Origin of the sequence: Enterobacter sp. TCD1-1 (assembly GCF_020567405.1) — a bacterium.
GTDB lineage: Bacteria > Pseudomonadota > Gammaproteobacteria > Enterobacterales > Enterobacteriaceae > Enterobacter > Enterobacter quasiroggenkampii.
Map to the genome: position 1 here is coordinate 2,092,392 of NZ_JAJCXF010000001.1, position 19,977 is coordinate 2,112,368.

The window sequence follows — 19,977 nt, forward strand, 5'->3', positions numbered from 1 at the left end:
AGATAAAAACGCCCGGCAAAGCCGGGCGTTATGTGATTAAGCCTTGTCCCGCTGGTGCTGCCCGTCACCCGGCTGAAGCTCATCTTCACGGAATGCTTCCCGCTTAATGCTATAGCCATCGTGCCACCGACATTCCACCATTCCGCTGGAATACCCGGTGACGATCATACGTGGGCCGCCCTTCTTAGGCTTAACTTCATCACTGACCAAAAAGACCATACCTGCCTCCTGTATCAGGGTGAAACTGTTTCAATTTAGACGAGGAATGGTCTTTTTGCATCCAGCCGCGGGTAACAATTAGTGCGACGTGCCGCGAATTTTCTCAACCAGCTTCACCGCCGCGACGACGATAGCGCCAATGATAAAGCCCAGCACCAGATTCAGCAGCGTAGGCAGAATCGCCGCGATAACGGCCCCCTGCGTGGAGGAGAAATGTTCGATGGCATGGTGCAGCGGCGCAATGCCGTGAACCACAATTCCGCCGCCCACGAGGAACATCGCCAGCGTGCCCACCACCGACAAACTCTTCATCAGCCACGGGGCCAGCACCAGCAGGCTTTTGCCGATGCCTCTTGCTACCGCGCTCGATTTTTCCTCCAGCCAGTAGCCAATATCATCCAGCTTGACGATCAGCCCCACCAGACCGTACACGCCCACGGTGACCAGAATCGCGATGCCGGAGAGGATCAGCACCTGATTCAGGAGCGGCGCGTCAGAGACAATGCCCAGCGTAATCGCGACGATTTCCGCAGACAGGATAAAGTCGGTCCGAATAGCGCCTTTGACCTTATCGCGCTCGAAGGTTTTCGGATCCTGCGCGGCCAGCGCTTCAAGACGCTGCTGGCGCACCTCCGGCGTATCGCTCTGCTTGCGCGCGCTAAAGGAGTGCAGCACCTTCTCCACGCCCTCGAAGCAGAGAAATGCCCCGCCAATCATCAGTAACGGCGTGATGGCCCAGGGAATAAAGGCGCTGATCAGCAGCGCCAGCGGCACCAGAATCACCTTGTTCAGGAAGGAGCCTTTCGCCACGCCCCACACCACCGGCAGTTCACGGTTTGCCCTCACCCCACTCACCTGTTGGGCGTTAAGCGATAAATCATCGCCCAGCACGCCTGCGGTTTTCTTCGCCGCCAGTTTCCCCATCACTGAAATGTCGTCCAGTAAGGTGGCAATATCATCCAGCAATGTTAATAAGCTACTTCCTGCCAAAATCTTAATCCTTCATTTTTTGGTAATTAAGTGAATAGTATGGAGCAAAAGCGCCAACCCGGAAACAGGCACCTTACGTCAACAAAAAATTCACATCTGCCACACAATTAAAGGGCTCGCCAGCGAGATAGTTTTCGCGTTTACTATCAGCGAACTTTTTATTTCGTCGTGAGGGATTATGCGTTTCCGGCAATTGCTACCGCTCATCGGGGCACTCTTTTCGCTGTACATCATCTGGGGGTCAACCTACTTTGTCATTCGCATCGGCGTGGAGAGCTGGCCGCCGCTGATGATGGCGGGCATTCGCTTCCTCTCGGCGGGCATCCTGCTGCTGGCCTTCCTGCTCCTGCGCGGGCATAAGCTTCCCCCGCTACGCCCGCTGCTGAATGCCGCCCTGATCGGCCTGCTGCTGCTGGCGGTGGGTAACGGGTTTGTGACGATTGCCGAGCACCAGAACGTCCCGTCCGGGATCGCCGCCGTGGTCGTTGCCACCGTACCGCTGTTTACCCTCTGCTTCAGCCGCCTTTTCGGCATCCGCACCCGCAAGCTGGAATGGCTGGGGATTGGGATTGGCCTGGCCGGCATTGTTCTGCTCAACAGCGGCGGCAACCTGAGCGGGAATCCGTGGGGCGCGGTGATTATCCTGATTGGCTCGATGAGCTGGGCGTTGGGTTCCGTCTACGGGTCGCGTATCGAACTGCCGACCGGCATGATGGCCGGTGCGATTGAGATGCTTGCCGCGGGGATTGTCCTGCTGCTGGCCTCGGCGCTGACGGGAGAAAAGCTGACCGCGCTGCCGGACCTGTCGGGCTTTCTCGCGGTAGGCTACCTGGCGCTGTTTGGCTCTATCATCGCCATTAACGCCTATATGTTCCTGATCCGCAACGTCTCTCCGGCTGTCGCCACCAGCTACGCCTACGTCAACCCGGTCGTGGCCGTGCTGCTCGGAACGGGACTGGGGGGAGAAACGCTCTCACCTGTGGAATGGATTGCTCTTGGAATCATCGTGTTTGCCGTCGTGCTGGTCACGCTGGGCAAATATCTGCTGCCGGCAAAACCGGTGGTCACGCCTTGCGAGGTGGAGAAACCGTAAGCAGGTGAATGCCCTGCGTGTCGATCTGCGCGGTCTGGCCGCCGCCGCAGATCCACTCTTCCAGCCGTTCGCTCAGATCGGCATCGTTCAGCTTTAATCTGCCTCTCAGCGCACACTCCCAGACGATCAGCACCCGCCAGCCCTGCGCCATCAGCGTGGCCAGATCCCGCCTGTCGCGCTCGACGTTCTTGCCAATCTTATCCAGCCAGAAATCGGTGCGCGTCGCCGGGACTTTAAAGAGGTAGCAGTCGTGATGGTGCCAGAAACAGCCGTGGGTAAAGATGATGCACTGCCAGGCGTCGATGACGAAATCCGGGCGTCCCGCCAGGGTGGGATCCTGTACGCGGAAGTCAAACCCCGCCTGCGTCAGCAGCGCGGCCAGGCGCTTTTCAATGGCGGTATCACGCGTGCCGATGGCACGCATGTTTTTACTGCGCGTGGCCTTATCGTGAACATCCGTCATTGACGGCCTCACCCTGACGAAGTGCCACCGCCTGTCGGATGCGCGAGGCCAACAGCTTTGCGACAGCCGCGAACGCGGGAACCACCACCGAGTTACCAAACTGGCGGTACGCCTGGGTGTCCGACACCGGAATGCGGAAGCGATAACCCTGCGGCGTCTCAAAGCCCATCAGCCGGGCGCATTCCCGCGGCGTTAAGCGCCGTGGGCGATGGCGCTGGTTGTGCGGATCGTCGAAATCTTTTTCACCCAGCGCCTTGTCCCAGCCTCTGTCGATCAGGATTTCCGCGCCGTCTTTATAGTAGCGAGCAGACAGCGTGCGGGTGACGCTGTGCGGATCGTTCGGGTTGACCATCCCAAAGCCGAAGCCGTTGCCTTTCGCCTGGTGCTTCTTGGCATAGCGGTAGAGGTATTTCCACAGCACAGGGGTCAGGATAAATTTCGCGTCGACGACGGGTTCCAGCAGATCGGCCACGGTGGGGCGGCGCTCGGGATACAGAGAAGGAATATCCCGCAGAGTAAAATCGCCTTTCAGATTGAGATCGCGGCGGAAGCCCACCAGCACGATACGTTCGCGATGCTGGGGCAGGAAATGTTTCCCATCAATAATTTTAGGATCGTCCGCGCCCATGTCCTCTGAATCGGCCACGTCATAACCCAGCTCATCCAGCGTTTGCATGATAATGCGGAAGGTTTTCCCGCCGTCGTGGCTTTTTAAGTTTTTGACGTTTTCCAGTACGAAAATGGCCGGACGACGGGCGTCAATAATGCGCGCCACGTCAAAAAACAGCGTTCCCTGTGTATCGCAGGCGAAACCGTGGGCGCGTCCAAGGGCATTCTTTTTGGAGACGCCGGCCAGCGAGAACGGCTGACACGGGAAGCCTGCCAGCAGCACGTCATGCGCCGGGATCGTCTGACGAATGTGCTCGGCGGCCTGTTCATCGCTCACGCCGCTTTTATGGCTCAGGGTCACATCGCGGATATCCGCGTTGAAATGATGCTCGTGCGGATCGCAGTACCAGTTTGCCTTGTAGGTGCGCACGGCGTGCTTGTTCCACTCGCTGGTAAACACGCACTGTCCACCGATGGCTTCAAAACCGTGACGAATGCCGCCGATACCGGCAAACAGATCGATAAACCGGAAGGCATAGTTCGGGTGCGCGGCAGAAGGACGCGGAAGCAGGTTTTGCAGATAACGAAACTCGCCTTCACTCAGGCGACGCCCTGCTCGCTCGCTGGTCAGCAGACGTTTAAGGATCGCCGGGCTCCAGTGGCTCTCGCCGTGCGCCACCAGCAGGCTGGCCAGCGTTTTAGCATCATAGATATCCAACAGCTGGCGCAGTAAGGCCTGCACCGTTGCCGTTGATTTCTCAGCCTGCGCGGGCGCGGGCTCTGTCACTGATCGATTTTCCTGCATTCTTTTAACCGGAGAGTAAAGACTGGGAACAGATTACCACAGTTCAGTTGCGCAAACTGCGACGGAAGCGGCTCAGCACCTGGCTATCCAGCCCGAGGCAGTCGCCGTGTAATTCGGCGCTGAGTTTCGCCATAAACTGGATCAGGAAATCGGCATTGTGACGTGCCAGTTCGCGGCCCATGTCCGTTTGCATTGTATCAGGCAAACGCAGCAGCTTGGTCTGAAAATGGTCGAGGGCAAACGCGCGGTCGTCGAGGGGACGCGCATCGGCAAAGGGATCGTCCGCGTCAAATAGCGGCACGCCCAGTGCGCCCGAGACGGCAAAAACGCGCGCCAGGCCGATAGCGCCTAATGCTTCCAGCCGGTCAGCGTCCTGCACAATTTTGGCTTCTATACTTTGCGGCGCAATGCCGGCGCTGAAGCTGTGCGCCTCAATCGCGTGCGCGACGGCGGCAATATGCTCGGGCGGAAAGTCCGGGAAGTCGCGGCGCAGTATCTCGCTCGTCTTGCGAGCAGCGAGCCGTGACGACTGGCTGCGTTCAGGATGGTTCTTCGGCAGGCTGACAATATCGTGAAAATAGCAGGCGGTCAGAATCACCCGCGGCTCGGCCGTGTGGTGAACCATGATTTTTTGCGCCGTCATCCACACCCGACGAAAATGCGAAATATCATGTGCAGTATCGTCGTTCTGGTGATTTTCCTTGAGCCAGCGCTCAAAGCCATGCTGCCACCGGGCCAGTTCCATCATCATGTCCTGTTGTTTAAAAGAAGGTGAATTATAACATAGCCAAATTAAATAAATTTAAAAATAGCGCTGAGAAATATTTAATAATAATTACTCCTTATGAATACACCCCAATAATTCACAAGAAAAATAATGAGATTAATAGAAATAATTTGAAATATTTCATCGAATTTAATTACATTTATTTTTGAAACTAAATCACAAGCCATAGAATAGTATCGAGCCTGTAATTACGGAGGGTGATTACATATATTCATATAAATTATCTTTAAAGGGAATATATAATGAAAAGAAAAGTTCTGGCATTTCTGGTACCCGCGTTATTAATGGCAGGCGCAGCGAATGCGGCTGAAATGTATAACAAAAATGGCAACAAAGTTGACCTGTACGGTAAGGTTGACGCGCGTCATACCTTCTCTGACAACCCTGGTGATGATGGCGATGAAACCTATGTACAGGTTGGTTTCAAAGGCGAAACCCAGATTACTCGCGATCTGGTCGGTTACGGTCAGTGGGAATATAAAACGTTCGCTAACGATACCGAAGGCGCGGGTGACAAATCCTTTAACCGTCTGGCCTACGCTGGCCTGAAATATGGCGAATACGGTTCATTTGATTATGGCCGTAATTACGGCGTCGTGTACGACGTTGAAGCCTGGACCGATATGCTGCCGGTATTTGGCGGTGATTCTTACACCTGGACCGATAACTTTATGAATGGCCGTGCCAACGGTCTGGCAACCTACCGTAATAGCGATTTCTTCGGTCTGGTTGAAGGTCTGAATTTCGCGCTGCAGTATCAGGGTGCGAATGAATATCAGTTTGCTCAAGAAGACCAGGAAGGCACGAAAAACGGTCATAAAGACGTACGCTTCCAGAACGGCGACGGCTTCGGTATGTCTACCTCCTATGACTTCTCTGGCGATCTCTCCGGCCTGAGCCTGGGTGCGGCGTACTCTTCTTCTGATCGTACTAATGAACAGGAAGCGGCAGGCAAATACAGCGCGCGTTACGCGAGCGGTAAAACAGCTGAAGCGTGGACCCTTGGCGCGAAATACGACGCCAACAACGTCTATCTGGCGATGATGTACGCTGAAACCCGCAACATGACGCCATACGGTGATTATGGTATCGCGGATCAGACTCAGAACTTCGAAGCGGTAGCACAGTACCAGTTCGACTTCGGCCTGCGTCCATCCCTGGCATGGGTTTACTCCAAGGGCAAGGACATGACCTATCCAGGCAACGCCAGCAACCCTCAGGGTCAGCATGGAGACATGGACCTGGTTAACTACATCGACCTGGGTATGACCTACAGCTTCAACAAGAACTTCTCCACCTATGTTGACTACAAAATCAACATGCTGGATAACGATGAAAGCTTCTACGAAGCCAACGGTATTTCCACCGACGACATCGTTGGCGTCGGCATGACCTACCAGTTCTAATCTTTAAAAATACCAAAGGCCGCATCTGCGGCCTTTTTTATTTCTTCGCGGTCTGTGTTATGGCGCTTCCTGCAGCGCCACGCGGATGAACCCGTTATTCTGCGCCAGCAGTTCATGGGCTTTCCACGCATCCAGCCCTGTCAGCACCATCAATACCGCCGTTTTACAGTGATGGTTACAGCTCTCCAGCGCCGCTTTTGCCTCCGCCCGGGAGCATCCCCCCGCTTCCATCACAATGGCGATTTGGCGTTCAGCCCATTTGGTACTGCTTGCCTCGAGATCCACCCGCAGGTTGCTGTAAACGCGTCCGGTTCGAACGGCCAGCCCGGTAGCGATCATCGAGAGGATCATTTTCTGCGCAATCCCCGCTTTGGTGTTGAGATAGCCGGCCACCACATCGGCACCCAGTTCGGGAGCAATAACCATACTCGCCAGCTGCGCGGCTTCACTTTGCGCATCACCGGTAATAACGGCGACCGGCGAACCCAGCGACCATGCATGGCGCATTGCCCCCCACACCCACGGTGTTTTTCCGCTGACGGTCACGGCCAGCATCATATCGTGTTTACCAAACTTAATGGCCTGCAGATCGGCAACGCCGCGCTCGTAGCACCCTTCCCCCTCTTCTGCCGTGACGGCCACCACAGGGGTTTTGCCCGGCGCATAGTCATCGGCAACCTGTTGCGCGACCCGACCAGACGGTCCCGCCCCGACAATCACCAGACGGCCACCATGATTGAGGATCGCGGCAGCGTTATCCACCGCGCGGGCAATCACAGGTAAACAAGGGGTGAGTGCAGCAGAAATGAGTGCATCATCCTGGTGAATGACTTTCAGCATGTCCAGCGTGGACAATCGATCGATATTCATCGTGCTGGCGTGCCGTCTTTCCTTGACCGAACCGGTAAGCAGAATGCTCATAAACAGCCTCCTTATTATGAGTACCCACACACTATAAAGTGTTTTATATAGATGACCTGCGAGGAGGGTCACGAAAAGAGGACCAAATCCACGCCTTTACATGGCTTTAAGAAAAGCGCGTCATCGGCGATAATTACCCCCTTACTTAATCATCGCGGAGTATTGATGAGCGATTTGCAGCCTTTCCTTCCGACGCGCAAGCGCCCCATGAAACTCAATACGCTGGTCACGCTGATGGTATGCGCGATTATCGGTTCAGTGCTGCTGGTGGTCTTTGCGCTCTATTCGGTGCAAATCACCCGCGCCACACGCGATGATGTCAAAGACACCGCGCTCGGCATTGCCCGCACCCTCGCCGACAGCCCCGAGATACAGCGCGGCCTGATGCAGGCGCCGCAGGAGAATATTATTCAGCCCATCGCCCAGGCGGTGACGAAACGAAACGATCTGCTGTTCACCGTGGTCACCGATATGCGCGGGATCCGCTATTCTCACCCGAACGAGGCGCTGCTGGGGCTGCATTTTATCGGCGACGATTTAACGCCCGCGCTGGAAGGCAAAGAGAACGTATCGGTTAACCGGGGCGCGCTCGCCGAAGCGCTGCGTGTATTTACCCCCGTCTACGACGGCCAGCACGAGCAGATTGGCGTGGTAGTGGTCGGTATCTCCCTCAATAAGGTGGAAGAGCAGATTACCCGCGGGCGGCTAAACGCCGTCTGGACCATTTTGTTCAGCATTTTTATGAGTTCGATGGCGATTTGGGGTCTGGTGCGGGTCCTGAAACGCATCCTGTTCGGACTCGAACCCTACGAAATTTCCGCCCTGTTCGAACAACGCCAGGCGATGCTGCAGTCGCTTCGTGAGGGGGTGCTGGCCGTTGATATTCACGGGCGCGTGACGATGATCAATCAGACCGCCAGAGAAATATTGCTTCTCCCGTCCGGCAAGCAGACCGAAAACACCAGCGCACCCCTGCTGGCCAGCCTGCGTGACGTCTCGAAGACGGGCGTCGCGCGCCAGGATCAGGAGATCAGCTGCAACGGCCGGCTATTGCTGTGCAACATGGTCCCGGTGAAAAGCCAGGATCGGGTGATCGGTGCCATCACCACCTTCCGTGATAAAACGGAAATCAGCCAGCTGATGCAGCGTATTGATGGCATGGTGAATTACGTCGATGCCCTGCGCGCCCATACACACGAGTTTATGAATAAACTGCATGTGATCCTGGGCCTGCTGCACATGAAGCGCTACGACAAGCTGGAAGAGTACATCCTGCAGACGGCACATCATTACCAGACGGATATCGGTACGATACAGAGCAAGGTAAAATCCCCGGTGGTAGCCGGGTTCCTGCTGGGTAAAATCAACCGGGCGAAAGAAGCGGGCGTCACCCTGACGCTGGCGGATGAAAGCCAGATACCGGATACCGCAAGTGAAGAGCAGGTCGCCGTGCTGATCACCGCGCTGGGCAACCTCATTGAAAACGCGCTCGACGCGATGGAAGGACAGCAGGAAGGTGAGATTGGCCTGCTGCTGCATTATCAGAATGGCTGGCTCAGCTGTGAAGTCAGCGACGATGGCCCCGGCATTGATCCCACTCAGCTGGAGTCTATTTTTACAAAGGGCTTCTCAACAAAAGGCGACAACCGCGGCGTTGGGCTGTTCCTTGCTCGCCAGCAGATTCAGAACCTTGGCGGCGATATCAGCGTCGAGTCTGAGCCCGGCGTATTTACCCAATTTTTTGTTCACATCCCCTGGGATAGCGAGAGGAATATCGCGTGATAAATGTATTAATTGTCGATGATGACGCCATGGTGGCCGACCTCAACCGTCTGTACGTCAACCGTGTTGAAGGCTTTACCTGCTGTGGCGTCGCCTCCACGCTAAACCAGGCCGAGGCCATCATTAATGACCCCAGCCATCCTGTCGATCTGGTGCTGCTGGATGTCTATATGCAGCAGGATAACGGGCTGGATCTGCTGCCCGTCATTCGCGCATCCGGCCGCCAAATCGATGTGATCATGATCACCTCGGCCGCCGACGCCGCCACGATCCAGACCTCCATCCATTATGGCGTGGTGGATTATCTGATAAAGCCGTTCCAGTTCCCGCGCTTTGAAGAGGCGCTGAACGGCTGGAAGGCAAAGCACAGCCTGATGGGGTCGCATCAGTATTACGAGCAGGCGGACGTCGACCGTCTGATCCACGGCGGGGCACCGGAACTGGCAGACAGCAAAAAGCTGCCGAAAGGGTTAACGCCGCAAACGCTGCGCACGATTTGCCAGTGGATTGACGCACACCCGGAGACGGAGTTTTCTACTGATGACCTGGCAAACGCGGTCAATATTTCCCGCGTGTCCTGCCGCAAATATCTGATTTGGCTGGCGCAAATCAATATTCTGTTCACCAGCATTCACTACGGCGCTACCGGGCGTCCGGTGTATCGCTACCGTCTCCAGCCGGAGCAGACGGGCCTGCTCAAGCAATACTGCCAGTAACGCGGTAGGTATCGTCCAGCAGGGTAAAGCGGAAGTGGTGTGCTGAAGAGAACACCACTTCTTTTGTTTTGGTCACAAAGATCGCTTCTATGTCTGGACGCGCACGCAGCGCGGCGCAGCCCTTCTCCACGCCCATGCCGTACATCAGCGTGGTCCAGATATCGCCATCGATGGAATCTTTTGAAATGATGGTCACGCTGTCCAGTTCGTTGTCCAGCGGATACCCGGTGCGCGGATCGAGAATGTGGTGATAGCGTTTGCCGTTGTGCTCAAAGTAGCGCTCGTACGTTCCCGACGTCACGACGGAGAGGTTCTCGACGACCATCGTGCCGATCAGCGCATCCCCGGCGAACGGTTTTTTCAGCCCGACGCTCCAGCCCCCTTCCGGGGAGCCTAAGGTCTGAATGTTTCCGCCAAGATTAATCAGCCCCAGCTCAGCGCCCTCTTTACGCAGGTAATCCCGCACCCTGTCGGCGATATAGCCTTTGGCAATCGCCCCCAGATCGATCTCCATCCCCGCCCGGGTCAGAAACACGCTGCTGCTGGCCTCATCAAGGAGAACATCCTCTGGGCGGGTAATTGCCAGCAGCGACGTGATTTCATCGGCAGGCGGAACGCTGTCCCCCTGAAAACCAATCTTCCAGCGCTTCACCAGCGGACCGATTGCCAGATTAAAGGCGCTGTCCTTGAACAGGCTTGCCGCTTTTGCACAGCGGATCAGATCAAACACTGGCCGACTGACGGTGACCTGATGCTGGCCGGCCGCATGGTTGATGTCCATCACCTGCGAGTGCGCGCGGTTGACGGTGAGCAGGTCTTCGTACTGTTTGATCAGGCGAAACACACGGGACGCGAGGGCTTCGTCATGGGAGAAGAGCTTCAGGAGGATGGGTGACCCCATCAGGACGGCGGAGTAACTGTAAACGCGATGGCTATCAGGCATGGCAGGGGTCCTCAGCTGTAGCCCCGGCTGGCACCGCGCCGCCGGGGAAAATGCCGGATAACGCTGCGCGTATCCGGCCTGGGAAGCAGGAGCCTTACCTCTTTTTCGAACGCAGAGCCGCCTGATGTCCTGCAAGGGTACCAAAAATAATGATATCTGCCACCGCGTTACCGCCGATACGGTTAGCACCGTGGATCCCGCCGACCACTTCACCGGCTGCAAACGCGCCTGGCAGCACGTTGTGGTTGCTATCCAGCACGCAGGTTTCGGTGTTGATGGTCACGCCGCCCATGGTGTGGTGCACGCCCGGCGCAATCTGAATGGCGTAGAATGGCCCTTCATTGATGGGCGCACGCAGCGCAGTGGTACGACCAAAGTCGTCATCATGCTGTTTTTCAACGAAACCATTGTAACGTTCCAGGGTCGCCAGGAAAGCGTGGTAATCCATACCGAGCGCTTCCGCCAGGGCTTTCGGCGAGCTAGCGCTGGTCACGAAGCCTTTGGCAATGTACTCATCCGCGGCTTTGTTTTTGGCGCGTACGTGCTCGTCAAAGACGATGTAAGCGTATTTCTCCGGCAGGGCGATGATTGATGCCGAGACTTTATCGCGGGTCGACATTTCGTTGTAGAAGCGTTCCCCTTTCTGATTGACCAGAATCGCCCCGCCCCCGCGGATGGATTCGGAAATCAGGTACGAGGTTTTCTGCTCTACGGTTGGGTGAATTTGAATCTCGCCCATATCGACAGTGCCAGCCCCGATACGCTCCAACAGCGCGATACCGCCACCGGTCGCCCCTTTATGGTTGGTGGTGACGAAACCTTCCAGATCCGGACGGTATTTCACGACCATCTGGCTGTTAGCGCTGAAGCCGCCGGTTGCCACAATCACGCTTTTCGCTGCCACGGTGATGGTTTCATTCTCTTCGGTGGTCAGGCGCACGCCGGTGACTTCACCGTTTTCGAAGAGAATGTCGCTGACGGAAGTATCCAGCATCACCTCGATGTTGCGTTTGTTGACGTTACGCACCAGGCCGCTAATCAGGTAACCGCCCACCGCAGAACCGTCTTTTGGACGGTGAGTACGGTCGATGCTCATCCCGCCGGTGGTGGTGATGTCGTTCAGCATGATGCCGCGGGTTGCCAGCCACTCAATTGCCTGCGGCGCGTTCTCGACGAAGCGGCGCAGCAGTTCAGGGTTGTTCTTGTTGCCGCCACCTTTCAGGCTTTCCTGGTAGAACAGCTCTTTGCTGTCCTGAATGCCCTTCACGCGCTGGAAGCGGGTTTCGGCGGCGTTCATCCCGGCAGAAGCTTTAATGGTGTTCCCGCCGATGGTTGGCATTTTCTCAACAATCAGCACGCTCGCGCCTTCGTCGTGAGCCTGAATCGCCGCCGCCAGACCGGCGCCGCCGCTGCCGACAACCACCACGTCCACGCTGCGGGTTTCGTTCGGGTCAACGCCCTCTTCCGCTGCCCGCGCTTTGCTGGATTTCAGCATCGCTTTAGAGACCGCTTTCTTCACCGCTTCACTCTGGCTGGTTGCGCCGGTGATGGCATCCACATGCGGGGTATTGGCATCCAGAATGCGGGTGCGAATCTCTTCAAAGCTGGTGACGAACTCAACGTCTTCGCTCGGGCCAGACGCCAGCTCGATGTCCGCAATGCGGTCAGTCTCCAGGCTGACGTTAATCACCAGCTCGTTCGCGTCGTCCTGCACCTTCTCGGTGAACATGCCCGGTTTGAATTTTGATTCGCCCATGCTCATGTCGCGGATCATCGCTTCCACCAGCGAGAAGCGCCACAGCGGTTCAGGAATATTCAGCGCCTCGCGCTGGGTGCTGTCCATAAACAGCTCCAGCGTTTCTCCGGCCGCGATGCGGTCGGTCCAGTCCGGATAGGCAATGGTGGCACGGCCCACGGCAATCAGGTCGTAACCGTGTTCCAGCGCTTCATTGGCATCGGCGGCATTCACCACGCCACCCACGCCCATGACCGGAACCTGCGCCAGCGTTTCAGAACGCATCGCGCAGTATTTTTCGATAAGCGGCGTTGGGTCCTGGGTGTCGACAATGGAAGGACGCAGGGTTGCGCCGACGGAGAAATGCAGGTAATCCACGCCGCGCGCCGCCAGTTTTTCCAGCAGGTACATGGTGTCTTCAAAGCGGATGCCCGGCACTTCCAGCTCTTCGGGGGAGAAGCGGTAGCCAATAATAAAGGCGTCGTCCGCGTACTGGCGCACCATTTTGTGGGTGATATCCAGAACCGCCAGCGGGAACTTCGCGCGATTATCGCGGCTGCCGCCCCACTCGTCGTCACGCTGGTTAGAGTTTGGCGAATAGAATTGCTGAATCAGATAGGTGTTTGCTCCGTGGATTTCCACGCCGTCGAAGCCGGCCTGGATGGCGCGGCGCACCGCTTCACCAAACTTGCCGATCATGCCTTCGACTTCTTCGCCAGTCAGTGCCACTGGCGTTGCTGCGCCCTCACGCGGCGCGGCAACGGCACTTGGGCCAACCGGCGTACGGCCACCGATCAGTTTCGGGTCAACCATGCGGCCGCCGTGGTAGATCTGCAGCAGAGCTTTAGAGCCTTTGGATTTAATCGCCTCCGCGATTTTCGCCAGCCCGGCAATTTTCTCATCATTATCAATCCCGATTGCGCCCGGGAAGGCCAGACCGAGATCGTCGACGAAGCAGCACTCCACAATGATGGTGCCGATACTGCCGGAACGGGCACGATAGTACTCCACCAGCTCACTGGTAACGGTGCCGTCGTAATAGCCGGTGCAGGTGGTCATAGGGGCCATTAACAAACGGTTTTTCAGTTCAGTGCCATTCGGTAATGTGAAGGGGCTAAGAATACGTTCGTTAGTGCTCATATTAGAAACTCCAAACTTTTAAAAAATTAAGAATTCGTTATCGGATTAGTTTTTAGTTCGTCGTTATTTGCCGATGTCATGATATTAATATAATGATTTTTTTAGTTTCTAAAGTTATTACGTTAGTTAAAAAACTATTTAATCCCTGCAATAACACAAATAACACATTGGTGTTAGCGAATGTAATTCAGTCATTCACAATAATTTAAAATTCGTTAAATAAAAATTGGTAAAACCAATTTCCATCACGCATGCAAAACCATTAAAAACAACAAGATATAAAACAAAGAAAAAATAGATGTTACGAAAATGATAAAACAAACCAATAAAACAGGTAATACCCACATACGCCTGAGTGGTTATTAATAAAAGCATAAAAATAACGCTGCAATTCTGTTTTTTTGATCGCGATCAATAGTTATGGCATCCAAAAGCGCAATATAAAAACATCATCATTTTTTAATTTAGCGCCACCATAAAAGCGTTAAATTGCTATTACTGAAAATACAAAGCCGCACCTTTAATAACTAAAAAAAACAAAGAAACTTAAGAAAGTGATTTTGTTTTTTCAGTACGACCGAATCTTTGACAACTTAAGACGTGAAACTATGAATACAAAAACTGCTGTAACGCCCCCTGTGGCGAACCAGGCATCAAATGGAAACGCAAAACGTCTGCTGATGATGGCACTGCCCGTCATTGTCGCCGTACTGCTGCTGTTTGTTCCGGTACCGGAAGGTCTGCCTCCTTACGCATGGCACTACTTCGCCATTTTCGTTGGCGTAATCGTGGGTTTGATCTTCGAACCACTGCCGGGCGCGGTGATCGGTCTGACCGGCGTGGTCGCCATTGCCCTGTGCAGCCAGTGGGTGCTGTTCAGCCCTGAACAGCTGGCTGACCCGAAATTCAAGCTGGCAGGCGCCTCCTTTAAGTGGGCGGTGAGCGGGTTTGGTAACTCGACCGTCTGGCTGATTTTCGGTGCTTTCATGTTCGCCGCAGGCTATGACAAAACCCGCTTCGGCCGCCGTCTGGCGCTGATTCTGGTGAAATACCTCGGCCGTCGCAGCCTGACGCTCGGTTACGCGATTACGTTTGCTGACCTGCTGCTGGCACCGTTCACCCCGTCCAACACCGCGCGCAGCGGCGGGACCATCTACCCGATCATCGCTAACCTGCCGCCGCTGTACGGTTCTAAACCGAACGACCCAAGCGCGCGTAAAATTGGTTCGTACCTGATGTGGGTGGCGATCACCGCGGCCTGTATCACCAGTTCAATGTTCCTCTCCGCCCTCGCGCCGAACCTGCTGGCGCTGGCGCTGGTGAAAAGTACGGTTGGGATCGATATCTCCTGGGGCACCTGGTTCCTCGCCTTCCTGCCGCTGGGTATCCTGTTGATTCTGGCCATGCCGCTGCTGGCCTACTGGTTCTACCCACCAGAAGTGAAGGTGAACAACGAAGTGCCGCTGTGGGCGACCCGTGAGCTGGAAAAACTGGGCAAACTGTCCCGCAACGAAATCCTGCTGCTGGTGTTCGTGTGCTGTGCGCTGCTGATGTGGATCTTCGCCGCCGCGTGGATTGAACCCGCTATGGCTGCCCTGCTCATCGTCGGCCTGATGCTGTGGACCGGCGTGCTGGAGTGGAACGATATCACCGGTAACAAAGCGGCGTGGAACACCTTCGTCTGGTTCGCCACCCTGGTTGCGCTGGCGGACGGCCTCTCCTCTACCGGCTTCATCAGCTGGCTGGGTAAAGAAGGTGGTCTGTTAATGAGCGGTATCTCTCCGGGCGTGGCGACCATCGTCCTGCTGCTGGCGTTCTACCTGCTGCACTACCTGTTTGCCAGCACCACCGCGCACACCACGGCGCTGCTGCCAGCGATGCTGACCATCGCCTCCACCATTCCGGGCATGAATATGGAAGTGTTCGTTCTGCTGATGGTGACCTCGCTGGGCGTGATGGGGATCATCACCCCGTACGGTACTGGCCCAAGCCCGATCTACTACGGTAGCGGCTACCTGCCAACCAAAGACTACTGGCGCCTCGGCACCATCTTCGGTGCCATCTTCCTGGCGGCCCTGCTGCTGATTGGCTATCCGTGGATGTCCATGATGTTCTGATTTCTGACCGCCGGGGCCTTCCTCCGGCGGTTTTATTTTTGTGGAGCAAGCTATGTCAAACAAACCGTTTATCTACCAGAACCCCTTCCCTCTTTCGCATGACGACACCGAATACTACCTGCTGACCAAAGAGCACGTCTCCGTTGCCGAGTTCGAAGGCCAGGAAATCCTGAAAGTGGAGCCGGAAGCGCTGACCCTGCTGGCGCAGCAGGCCTTCCACGACGCCGCATTTATGCTGCGTTCTTCCCACCAGCAGCAGGTTGCCGCCATCCTCAACGACCCGGAAGCCAGCCAGAACGATAAGTACGTTGCCCTGCAGTTCCTGCGCAACTCCGAAATCGCGGCCAAAGGCGTGCTGCCGACCTGCCAGGATACAGGTACCGCGATCATCATGGGTAAAAAAGGCCAGCGCGTCTGGACCGGCGGCGGTGACGAAGCGGCCCTGAGCCAGGGCGTGTATAACACCTACATTGAAGACAACCTGCGCTACTCCCAGAATGCGGCGCTGGATATGTATAAAGAGGTGAATACCGGTACCAACCTGCCCGCGCAGATCGATCTCTACAGCGTTGACGGCGATGAATACAAATTCCTGTGCATGGCGAAAGGCGGCGGCTCTGCCAACAAAACCTATCTCTACCAGGAAACCAAAGCGCTGATCACCCCGGCTAAGCTGAAAAATTACCTGGTTGAGAAGATGCGCACCCTCGGCACCGCGGCGTGCCCGCCGTACCATATCGCGTTTGTTATCGGCGGAACCTCGGCGGAAGCCACGCTGAAAACCGTGAAGCTGGCTTCCACGCGCTACTACGACGCGCTGCCAACGGAAGGCAACGAACACGGCCAGGCGTTCCGCGATGTTCAACTGGAACAGGAACTGCTCCAGGAAGCACAGAACCTCGGCCTCGGCGCGCAGTTTGGCGGTAAATACTTCGCCCACGACATCCGCGTGATCCGCCTGCCGCGCCACGGCGCGTCCTGCCCTATTGGCATGGGAGTTTCCTGCTCCGCGGACCGCAATATCAAAGCGAAAATCAACCGCGACGGGATCTGGATTGAGAAGCTGGAGCACAACCCGGGCCAGTACATTCCTGAATCGCTGCGCCAGCAGGGCGAAGGCGACGTGGTCAGCATCAACCTGAACAAGCCGATGAATGAGATCCTGGCGCAGCTTTCCGCGCACCCGGTCTCTACCCGCCTGTCGCTGAACGGAACCATCATCGTGGCGCGCGACATCGCCCACGCGAAGCTGAAAGAGCTGATCGACAACGGTGAAGAACTGCCGCAGTACGTCAAAGATCATCCGATTTACTACGCGGGCCCAGCCAAAACGCCGGAAGGCTACGCGTCTGGCTCACTCGGTCCAACCACCGCAGGGCGCATGGATTCGTATGTGGACTTACAGCAGTCCCACGGCGCGAGCATGATCATGCTGGCAAAAGGCAACCGCAGCCAGCAGGTGACGGACGCCTGCCATAAGCACGGCGGCTTCTACCTGGGCAGCATCGGCGGCCCGGCGGCGGTGCTGGCGCAAAACAGCATTAAGAGCCTGGAGTGCGTCGCGTATCCTGAGCTGGGCATGGAAGCCATCTGGAAAATTGAAGTCGAGAACTTCCCGGCGTTTATCCTGGTGGATGACAAAGGCAACGATTTCTTCCAGCAGATCCAGAACCAGCAGTGTAAAGGCTGTTCACAGCGCTGAGTGCTTCCATACGTCCGGCAAGAGCGACAGCGTTTCAGCGATCGTGCTGCGCTTGTCGCTTCCCGGCTTCCAGATGGTGACCATCGTCTGACCAATCCCCTGGCTGCCCACTTCGGTGTGCAGCCTTTTTACGTTTTGCCACTGCCCGGCGTGAAAATGCGTCGGTAAGAATCCCCAGCCGCAGCCGCGCTCCAGCAAACCGCGCAGCATCTCCGGTTCATTGGTAAAGAGGGTATGCCCGGAAATCTGCAGGCGGCGTGCCACCGGCTCGTCCGAGGCGGGGTGCATGATGACCTGGGGCACCAGGGAGAGATCGAGCAGCGACAGAGGCGAAGAACGGTCAGCAAACAGCCCGCTGGCGGCATAAAAATCCATATCGATGGCACCCAGGGCGCGCCACTCCATATCATTGCCCACGCTGCGGTTGCGTGCCTGGCATATGGCGAGATCCGCGTCGTTGTTCGCCAGCAGCCGTTCCGATTCATCCCGCGAGGCGCAAATAAGGCTCAGGCGGATTTTTCGCACTGCCATTTCAGCAATCACCCCGTGCAGAAAGGCTCTGGGCGTAAAAGGATCGTAGACCAGCGTCAGGTCCTGCGTGGCACCGTGCGGCACCTCTCTGGCAAACGCCTCAAAGGCTTTTACCTGCCGCATCAGCAGGTGCGCCTGGCGCTGAAGCTGTTCCCCTTCGGGCGTGAGCCGCAGGGTGCGGCCGTCGCGAATAAACAGCGCGTAGCCTAACCCATCCTCAAGAAAATCAACCAGATCGCGAAGCGTCGTTCGGTCCTTCTTCAGCGCCACCGCGGCTTTACTCAGGCTCCCGTTCTCGGCCACGGCGGTAAATGCCTCGAGCTGTGCAAAAGAGTAAATCAGTCCCGCCACGCTACGCTCCTTCTGTTTTTTGGGGGGATTTTCCCCCGCTACGCGTTTTTTATTATAGCCCCGGGGTTTTTAAACTGAAGCCGTTCCTAACCTGTAAGAGACGGATATGAAAAACAGAAAAGTAAACCATGCCCTGCTGGCGGGCCTTGTCTTCAGCACCCTGATCTCCCCTGCGGCAGTGGCGGCCTGTAAAGGCACCGACCTCAGCGCCTGCCCAGCCCCCTTCGACACCACACTGCCTGACCCCCATAAGATGCTCACCTGGAGCCAGGCCGATCGCGTGGTGGGCTTTCGCAATGACTACCGCAACTACGCCGGGGATCGTTTCCGCCACGGTAACGCCGTGCCGCTGCAAATGTCGGACAAGCCGCTCACGGACGCACACTATCAGGTCAACGGCAGGCGCTACGGCCTTCAGGAGTACCTCCAGCGCCAGAACGTCAGCGGCATGCTGGTACTGAAGGACGGCAAAATCGCCTGGAAGTATCTTGGAGAGGGCAATACCGACTCGACGCTCTGGACCTCACGCTCGGTTGGGAAATCGGTGGTATCGGCGCTGGTGGGCGTGGCCTTCAAAGAGGGAAAGATCCACTCGCTTGACGATCGGATCACGCGGTATGAACCCGACCTGAAAGGTACCGCGTGGGATGGCGTGACGCTCAGACAGCTGATCACCCATACCTCCGGCGTGGCCTGGAACGAGGATTACACCAACCCCCACTCCGACTTTGCGCAGCTCACCGAGTGCGAGGCGAAGCCGGGTACCTATGACTGCGTGCGCAAGCTGGTGAAGGGGCTGCGCAGGGCACACCCGGCCGGAGAGAACTGGTCTTACTCTTCGGGTGGCGCCTGGCTGCTGGGTGACGTGCTGGAGCGGGCCACCGGCATGACGCTCGCAGCCTATCTGGAGAAAAGCATCTGGCAGCCTTACGGCATGGCGAGCGACGGCGTGTGGCATGCCTACAGCAAAGGCCAGCACGACGTCGGCGCGCACGGCTTTAACGCCACGCTGGAGGACTGGGGACGCTTCGGGCAATTTATCCTGAACAACGGTAGGCTGCCGAACGGTAAGACCATCCTGCCGGAAAACTGGATCCGGCAGTCGTCAGACTGGACGAAGGCCAAAGGCTCGGTATCAGACGCCCATCCCGAGGGGCTGTACGGCTTTCAGTGGTGGAACAATGAAGTGCCCGCGAACGCCACGGGCGTAGAGCCAACGGCACAGGATTCGCTAAAAGGTTCGCTGTGGGCGCTGGGCATTTTCGGGCAGATGATCGTGGTGAACCCGAAGGAAAATCTGGTCATCGTCCAGTGGTCTACCTGGCCGCAGGCGGAGCCGTCCTTCAGCGCCCAGCCGCTGGAAGCTTCTCTGATGTTTAGCGCGATTGCCAGGGCGCTGCGCTAAAATGCATCCGCCGGGTAATGAAGCGGTTACCCGGCGCATTCTGAAATGCGCCTCTGCGCCACATCACAAAATCGCAATATCAGAGACTTACAGATTACTGGTGAATAAAAAGCCAACGGTTTGTTAAGTTATTGTTGCCATTAATTGTATTTATCTGCCGAATTATATTCATGCAAGAAATGCATCAGTCGATGCGGCATTTGCGCTTATCTAATTCCTCATCCTGATCCAGTTTTCAGAAACAGACGCGTAAAACGTCAAC

At 56.3% G+C, this 19,977-nt stretch carries 16 protein-coding genes; 7 read left to right on the forward strand and 9 right to left on the reverse strand.

Translation table 11 applies throughout. The features are described 5' to 3' along the window. Positions 1-36 precede the first annotated feature (36 nt). Both LJA86_RS10150 and LJA86_RS10155 read right to left on the reverse strand, forming a co-directional pair. Positions 37-219, reverse strand: coding sequence for a YodC family protein (locus tag LJA86_RS10150; RefSeq protein WP_023618677.1), 183 nt, complete (start codon positions 217-219; stop codon positions 37-39). Positions 220-297: 78 nt separating this feature from the next. Next, positions 298-1,209, reverse strand: coding sequence for a DUF808 domain-containing protein (locus LJA86_RS10155; RefSeq protein ID WP_008500306.1), 912 nt, complete (start codon positions 1,207-1,209; stop codon positions 298-300). A 178-nt stretch (positions 1,210-1,387) separates the two neighbouring features. On the opposite strand from LJA86_RS10155, the gene yedA reads away from it, so the two are divergent. Beyond that, complete coding sequence (gene yedA / locus LJA86_RS10160; RefSeq protein WP_229226088.1) at positions 1,388-2,302, forward strand: drug/metabolite exporter YedA; 915 nt, start codon at positions 1,388-1,390, stop codon at positions 2,300-2,302. On the opposite strand, the gene LJA86_RS10165 is transcribed toward yedA, so the two are convergent. The 3 genes from LJA86_RS10165 to LJA86_RS10175 all read right to left on the reverse strand — a co-directional run bounded on the left by LJA86_RS10165 (position 2,274) and on the right by LJA86_RS10175 (position 4,924). Further along, complete coding sequence (locus LJA86_RS10165; RefSeq protein WP_048029388.1) at positions 2,274-2,765, reverse strand: very short patch repair endonuclease; 492 nt, start codon at positions 2,763-2,765, stop codon at positions 2,274-2,276. The two genes, yedA and LJA86_RS10165, sit on opposite strands and share 29 nt — an antisense overlap. Then, positions 2,746-4,161 carry a DNA cytosine methyltransferase gene (locus LJA86_RS10170; protein WP_045908154.1) on the reverse strand — a complete coding sequence of 472 codons (1,416 nt, stop codon included), beginning with the start codon at positions 4,159-4,161 and terminating at the stop codon, positions 2,746-2,748. The genes LJA86_RS10165 and LJA86_RS10170 overlap by 20 nt, the downstream gene beginning before the upstream one ends. 61 nt (positions 4,162-4,222) lie before the next feature. Next, entirely contained in the window at positions 4,223-4,924 is a 702-nt protein-coding gene (locus tag LJA86_RS10175) for a phosphohydrolase (protein ID WP_048029387.1), read from the reverse strand. 284 nt (positions 4,925-5,208) lie between these two features. Here LJA86_RS10175 and ompC point away from each other — a divergent pair, with 284 nt between their 5' ends. Beyond that, positions 5,209-6,372: a porin OmpC gene (gene ompC, locus LJA86_RS10180; RefSeq protein ID WP_167211366.1), complete on the forward strand. Its 1,164-nt coding sequence runs from the start codon at positions 5,209-5,211 to the stop codon at positions 6,370-6,372. A 57-nt stretch (positions 6,373-6,429) separates the two neighbouring features. Here ompC and LJA86_RS10185 read toward each other — a convergent pair whose 3' ends face one another. Beyond that, complete coding sequence (locus tag LJA86_RS10185; RefSeq protein ID WP_229226089.1) at positions 6,430-7,293, reverse strand: N-acetylmuramic acid 6-phosphate etherase; 864 nt, start codon at positions 7,291-7,293, stop codon at positions 6,430-6,432. Between the two features lie 165 nt (positions 7,294-7,458). Between LJA86_RS10185 and LJA86_RS10190 the strand changes: the two genes are divergently transcribed. After that, the gene (locus LJA86_RS10190; protein WP_048029384.1) at positions 7,459-9,075 is read left to right on the forward strand and encodes a sensor histidine kinase; all 1,617 of its coding nucleotides are present in this window, start codon (positions 7,459-7,461) and stop codon (positions 9,073-9,075) included. Further along, positions 9,072-9,791, forward strand: coding sequence for a two-component system response regulator DcuR (gene dcuR / locus LJA86_RS10195; protein WP_069718955.1), 720 nt, complete (start codon positions 9,072-9,074; stop codon positions 9,789-9,791). Before LJA86_RS10190 ends, dcuR begins: the two co-directional genes overlap by 4 nt. Here dcuR and LJA86_RS10200 read toward each other — a convergent pair. Together LJA86_RS10200 and LJA86_RS10205 are read right to left on the reverse strand one after the other, a co-directional pair. After that, positions 9,772-10,734, reverse strand: coding sequence for an FAD:protein FMN transferase (locus LJA86_RS10200; protein WP_229226090.1), 963 nt, complete (start codon positions 10,732-10,734; stop codon positions 9,772-9,774). The two genes, dcuR and LJA86_RS10200, sit on opposite strands and share 20 nt — an antisense overlap. A 94-nt stretch (positions 10,735-10,828) precedes the next feature. Then, positions 10,829-13,609: a flavocytochrome c gene (locus LJA86_RS10205; RefSeq protein ID WP_069718953.1), complete on the reverse strand. Its 2,781-nt coding sequence runs from the start codon at positions 13,607-13,609 to the stop codon at positions 10,829-10,831. Positions 13,610-14,217: 608 nt separating this feature from the next. Here LJA86_RS10205 and LJA86_RS10210 point away from each other — a divergent pair. Next, positions 14,218-15,726, forward strand: a complete 1,509-nt coding sequence (locus LJA86_RS10210) for an anion permease (protein WP_008500292.1) — start codon at positions 14,218-14,220, stop codon at positions 15,724-15,726. A 52-nt stretch (positions 15,727-15,778) separates the two neighbouring features. Further along, the gene (gene fumA / locus LJA86_RS10215; protein WP_229226091.1) at positions 15,779-17,428 is read left to right on the forward strand and encodes a class I fumarate hydratase FumA; all 1,650 of its coding nucleotides are present in this window, start codon (positions 15,779-15,781) and stop codon (positions 17,426-17,428) included. Here fumA and LJA86_RS10220 read toward each other — a convergent pair. Beyond that, positions 17,417-18,310, reverse strand: a complete 894-nt coding sequence (locus tag LJA86_RS10220; protein ID WP_045908145.1) for a LysR family transcriptional regulator — start codon at positions 18,308-18,310, stop codon at positions 17,417-17,419. The two genes, fumA and LJA86_RS10220, sit on opposite strands and share 12 nt — an antisense overlap. A 106-nt stretch (positions 18,311-18,416) precedes the next feature. Here LJA86_RS10220 and LJA86_RS10225 point away from each other — a divergent pair, with 106 nt between their 5' ends. Continuing rightward, on the forward strand, positions 18,417-19,715 hold the full coding sequence (locus LJA86_RS10225) for a serine hydrolase domain-containing protein (protein ID WP_229226092.1): 1,299 nt from the start codon (positions 18,417-18,419) through the stop codon (positions 19,713-19,715). Positions 19,716-19,977 lie beyond the last annotated feature (262 nt).

Bases quoted from the DNA above. Each gene is read 5' to 3' on its own strand.
- LJA86_RS10150 (WP_023618677.1), bottom strand. From the start codon at position 219: ATGGTCTTTTTGGTCAGTGATGAAGTTAAGCCTAAGAAGGGCGGCCCA.
- yedA (WP_229226088.1), top strand. From the start codon at position 1,388: ATGCGTTTCCGGCAATTGCTACCGCTCATCGGGGCACTCTTTTCGCTG.
- LJA86_RS10165 (WP_048029388.1), bottom strand. From the start codon at position 2,765: ATGACGGATGTTCACGATAAGGCCACGCGCAGTAAAAACATGCGTGCC.
- LJA86_RS10185 (WP_229226089.1), bottom strand. From the start codon at position 7,293: ATGAGCATTCTGCTTACCGGTTCGGTCAAGGAAAGACGGCACGCCAGC.
- LJA86_RS10200 (WP_229226090.1), bottom strand. From the start codon at position 10,734: ATGCCTGATAGCCATCGCGTTTACAGTTACTCCGCCGTCCTGATGGGG.
- LJA86_RS10205 (WP_069718953.1), bottom strand. From the start codon at position 13,609: ATGAGCACTAACGAACGTATTCTTAGCCCCTTCACATTACCGAATGGC.
- LJA86_RS10210 (WP_008500292.1), top strand. From the start codon at position 14,218: ATGAATACAAAAACTGCTGTAACGCCCCCTGTGGCGAACCAGGCATCA.
- LJA86_RS10175 (WP_048029387.1), bottom strand. From the start codon at position 4,924: ATGGAACTGGCCCGGTGGCAGCATGGCTTTGAGCGCTGGCTCAAGGAA.
- LJA86_RS10225 (WP_229226092.1), top strand. From the start codon at position 18,417: ATGAAAAACAGAAAAGTAAACCATGCCCTGCTGGCGGGCCTTGTCTTC.
- fumA (WP_229226091.1), top strand. From the start codon at position 15,779: ATGTCAAACAAACCGTTTATCTACCAGAACCCCTTCCCTCTTTCGCAT.
- ompC (WP_167211366.1), top strand. From the start codon at position 5,209: ATGAAAAGAAAAGTTCTGGCATTTCTGGTACCCGCGTTATTAATGGCA.
- LJA86_RS10190 (WP_048029384.1), top strand. From the start codon at position 7,459: ATGAGCGATTTGCAGCCTTTCCTTCCGACGCGCAAGCGCCCCATGAAA.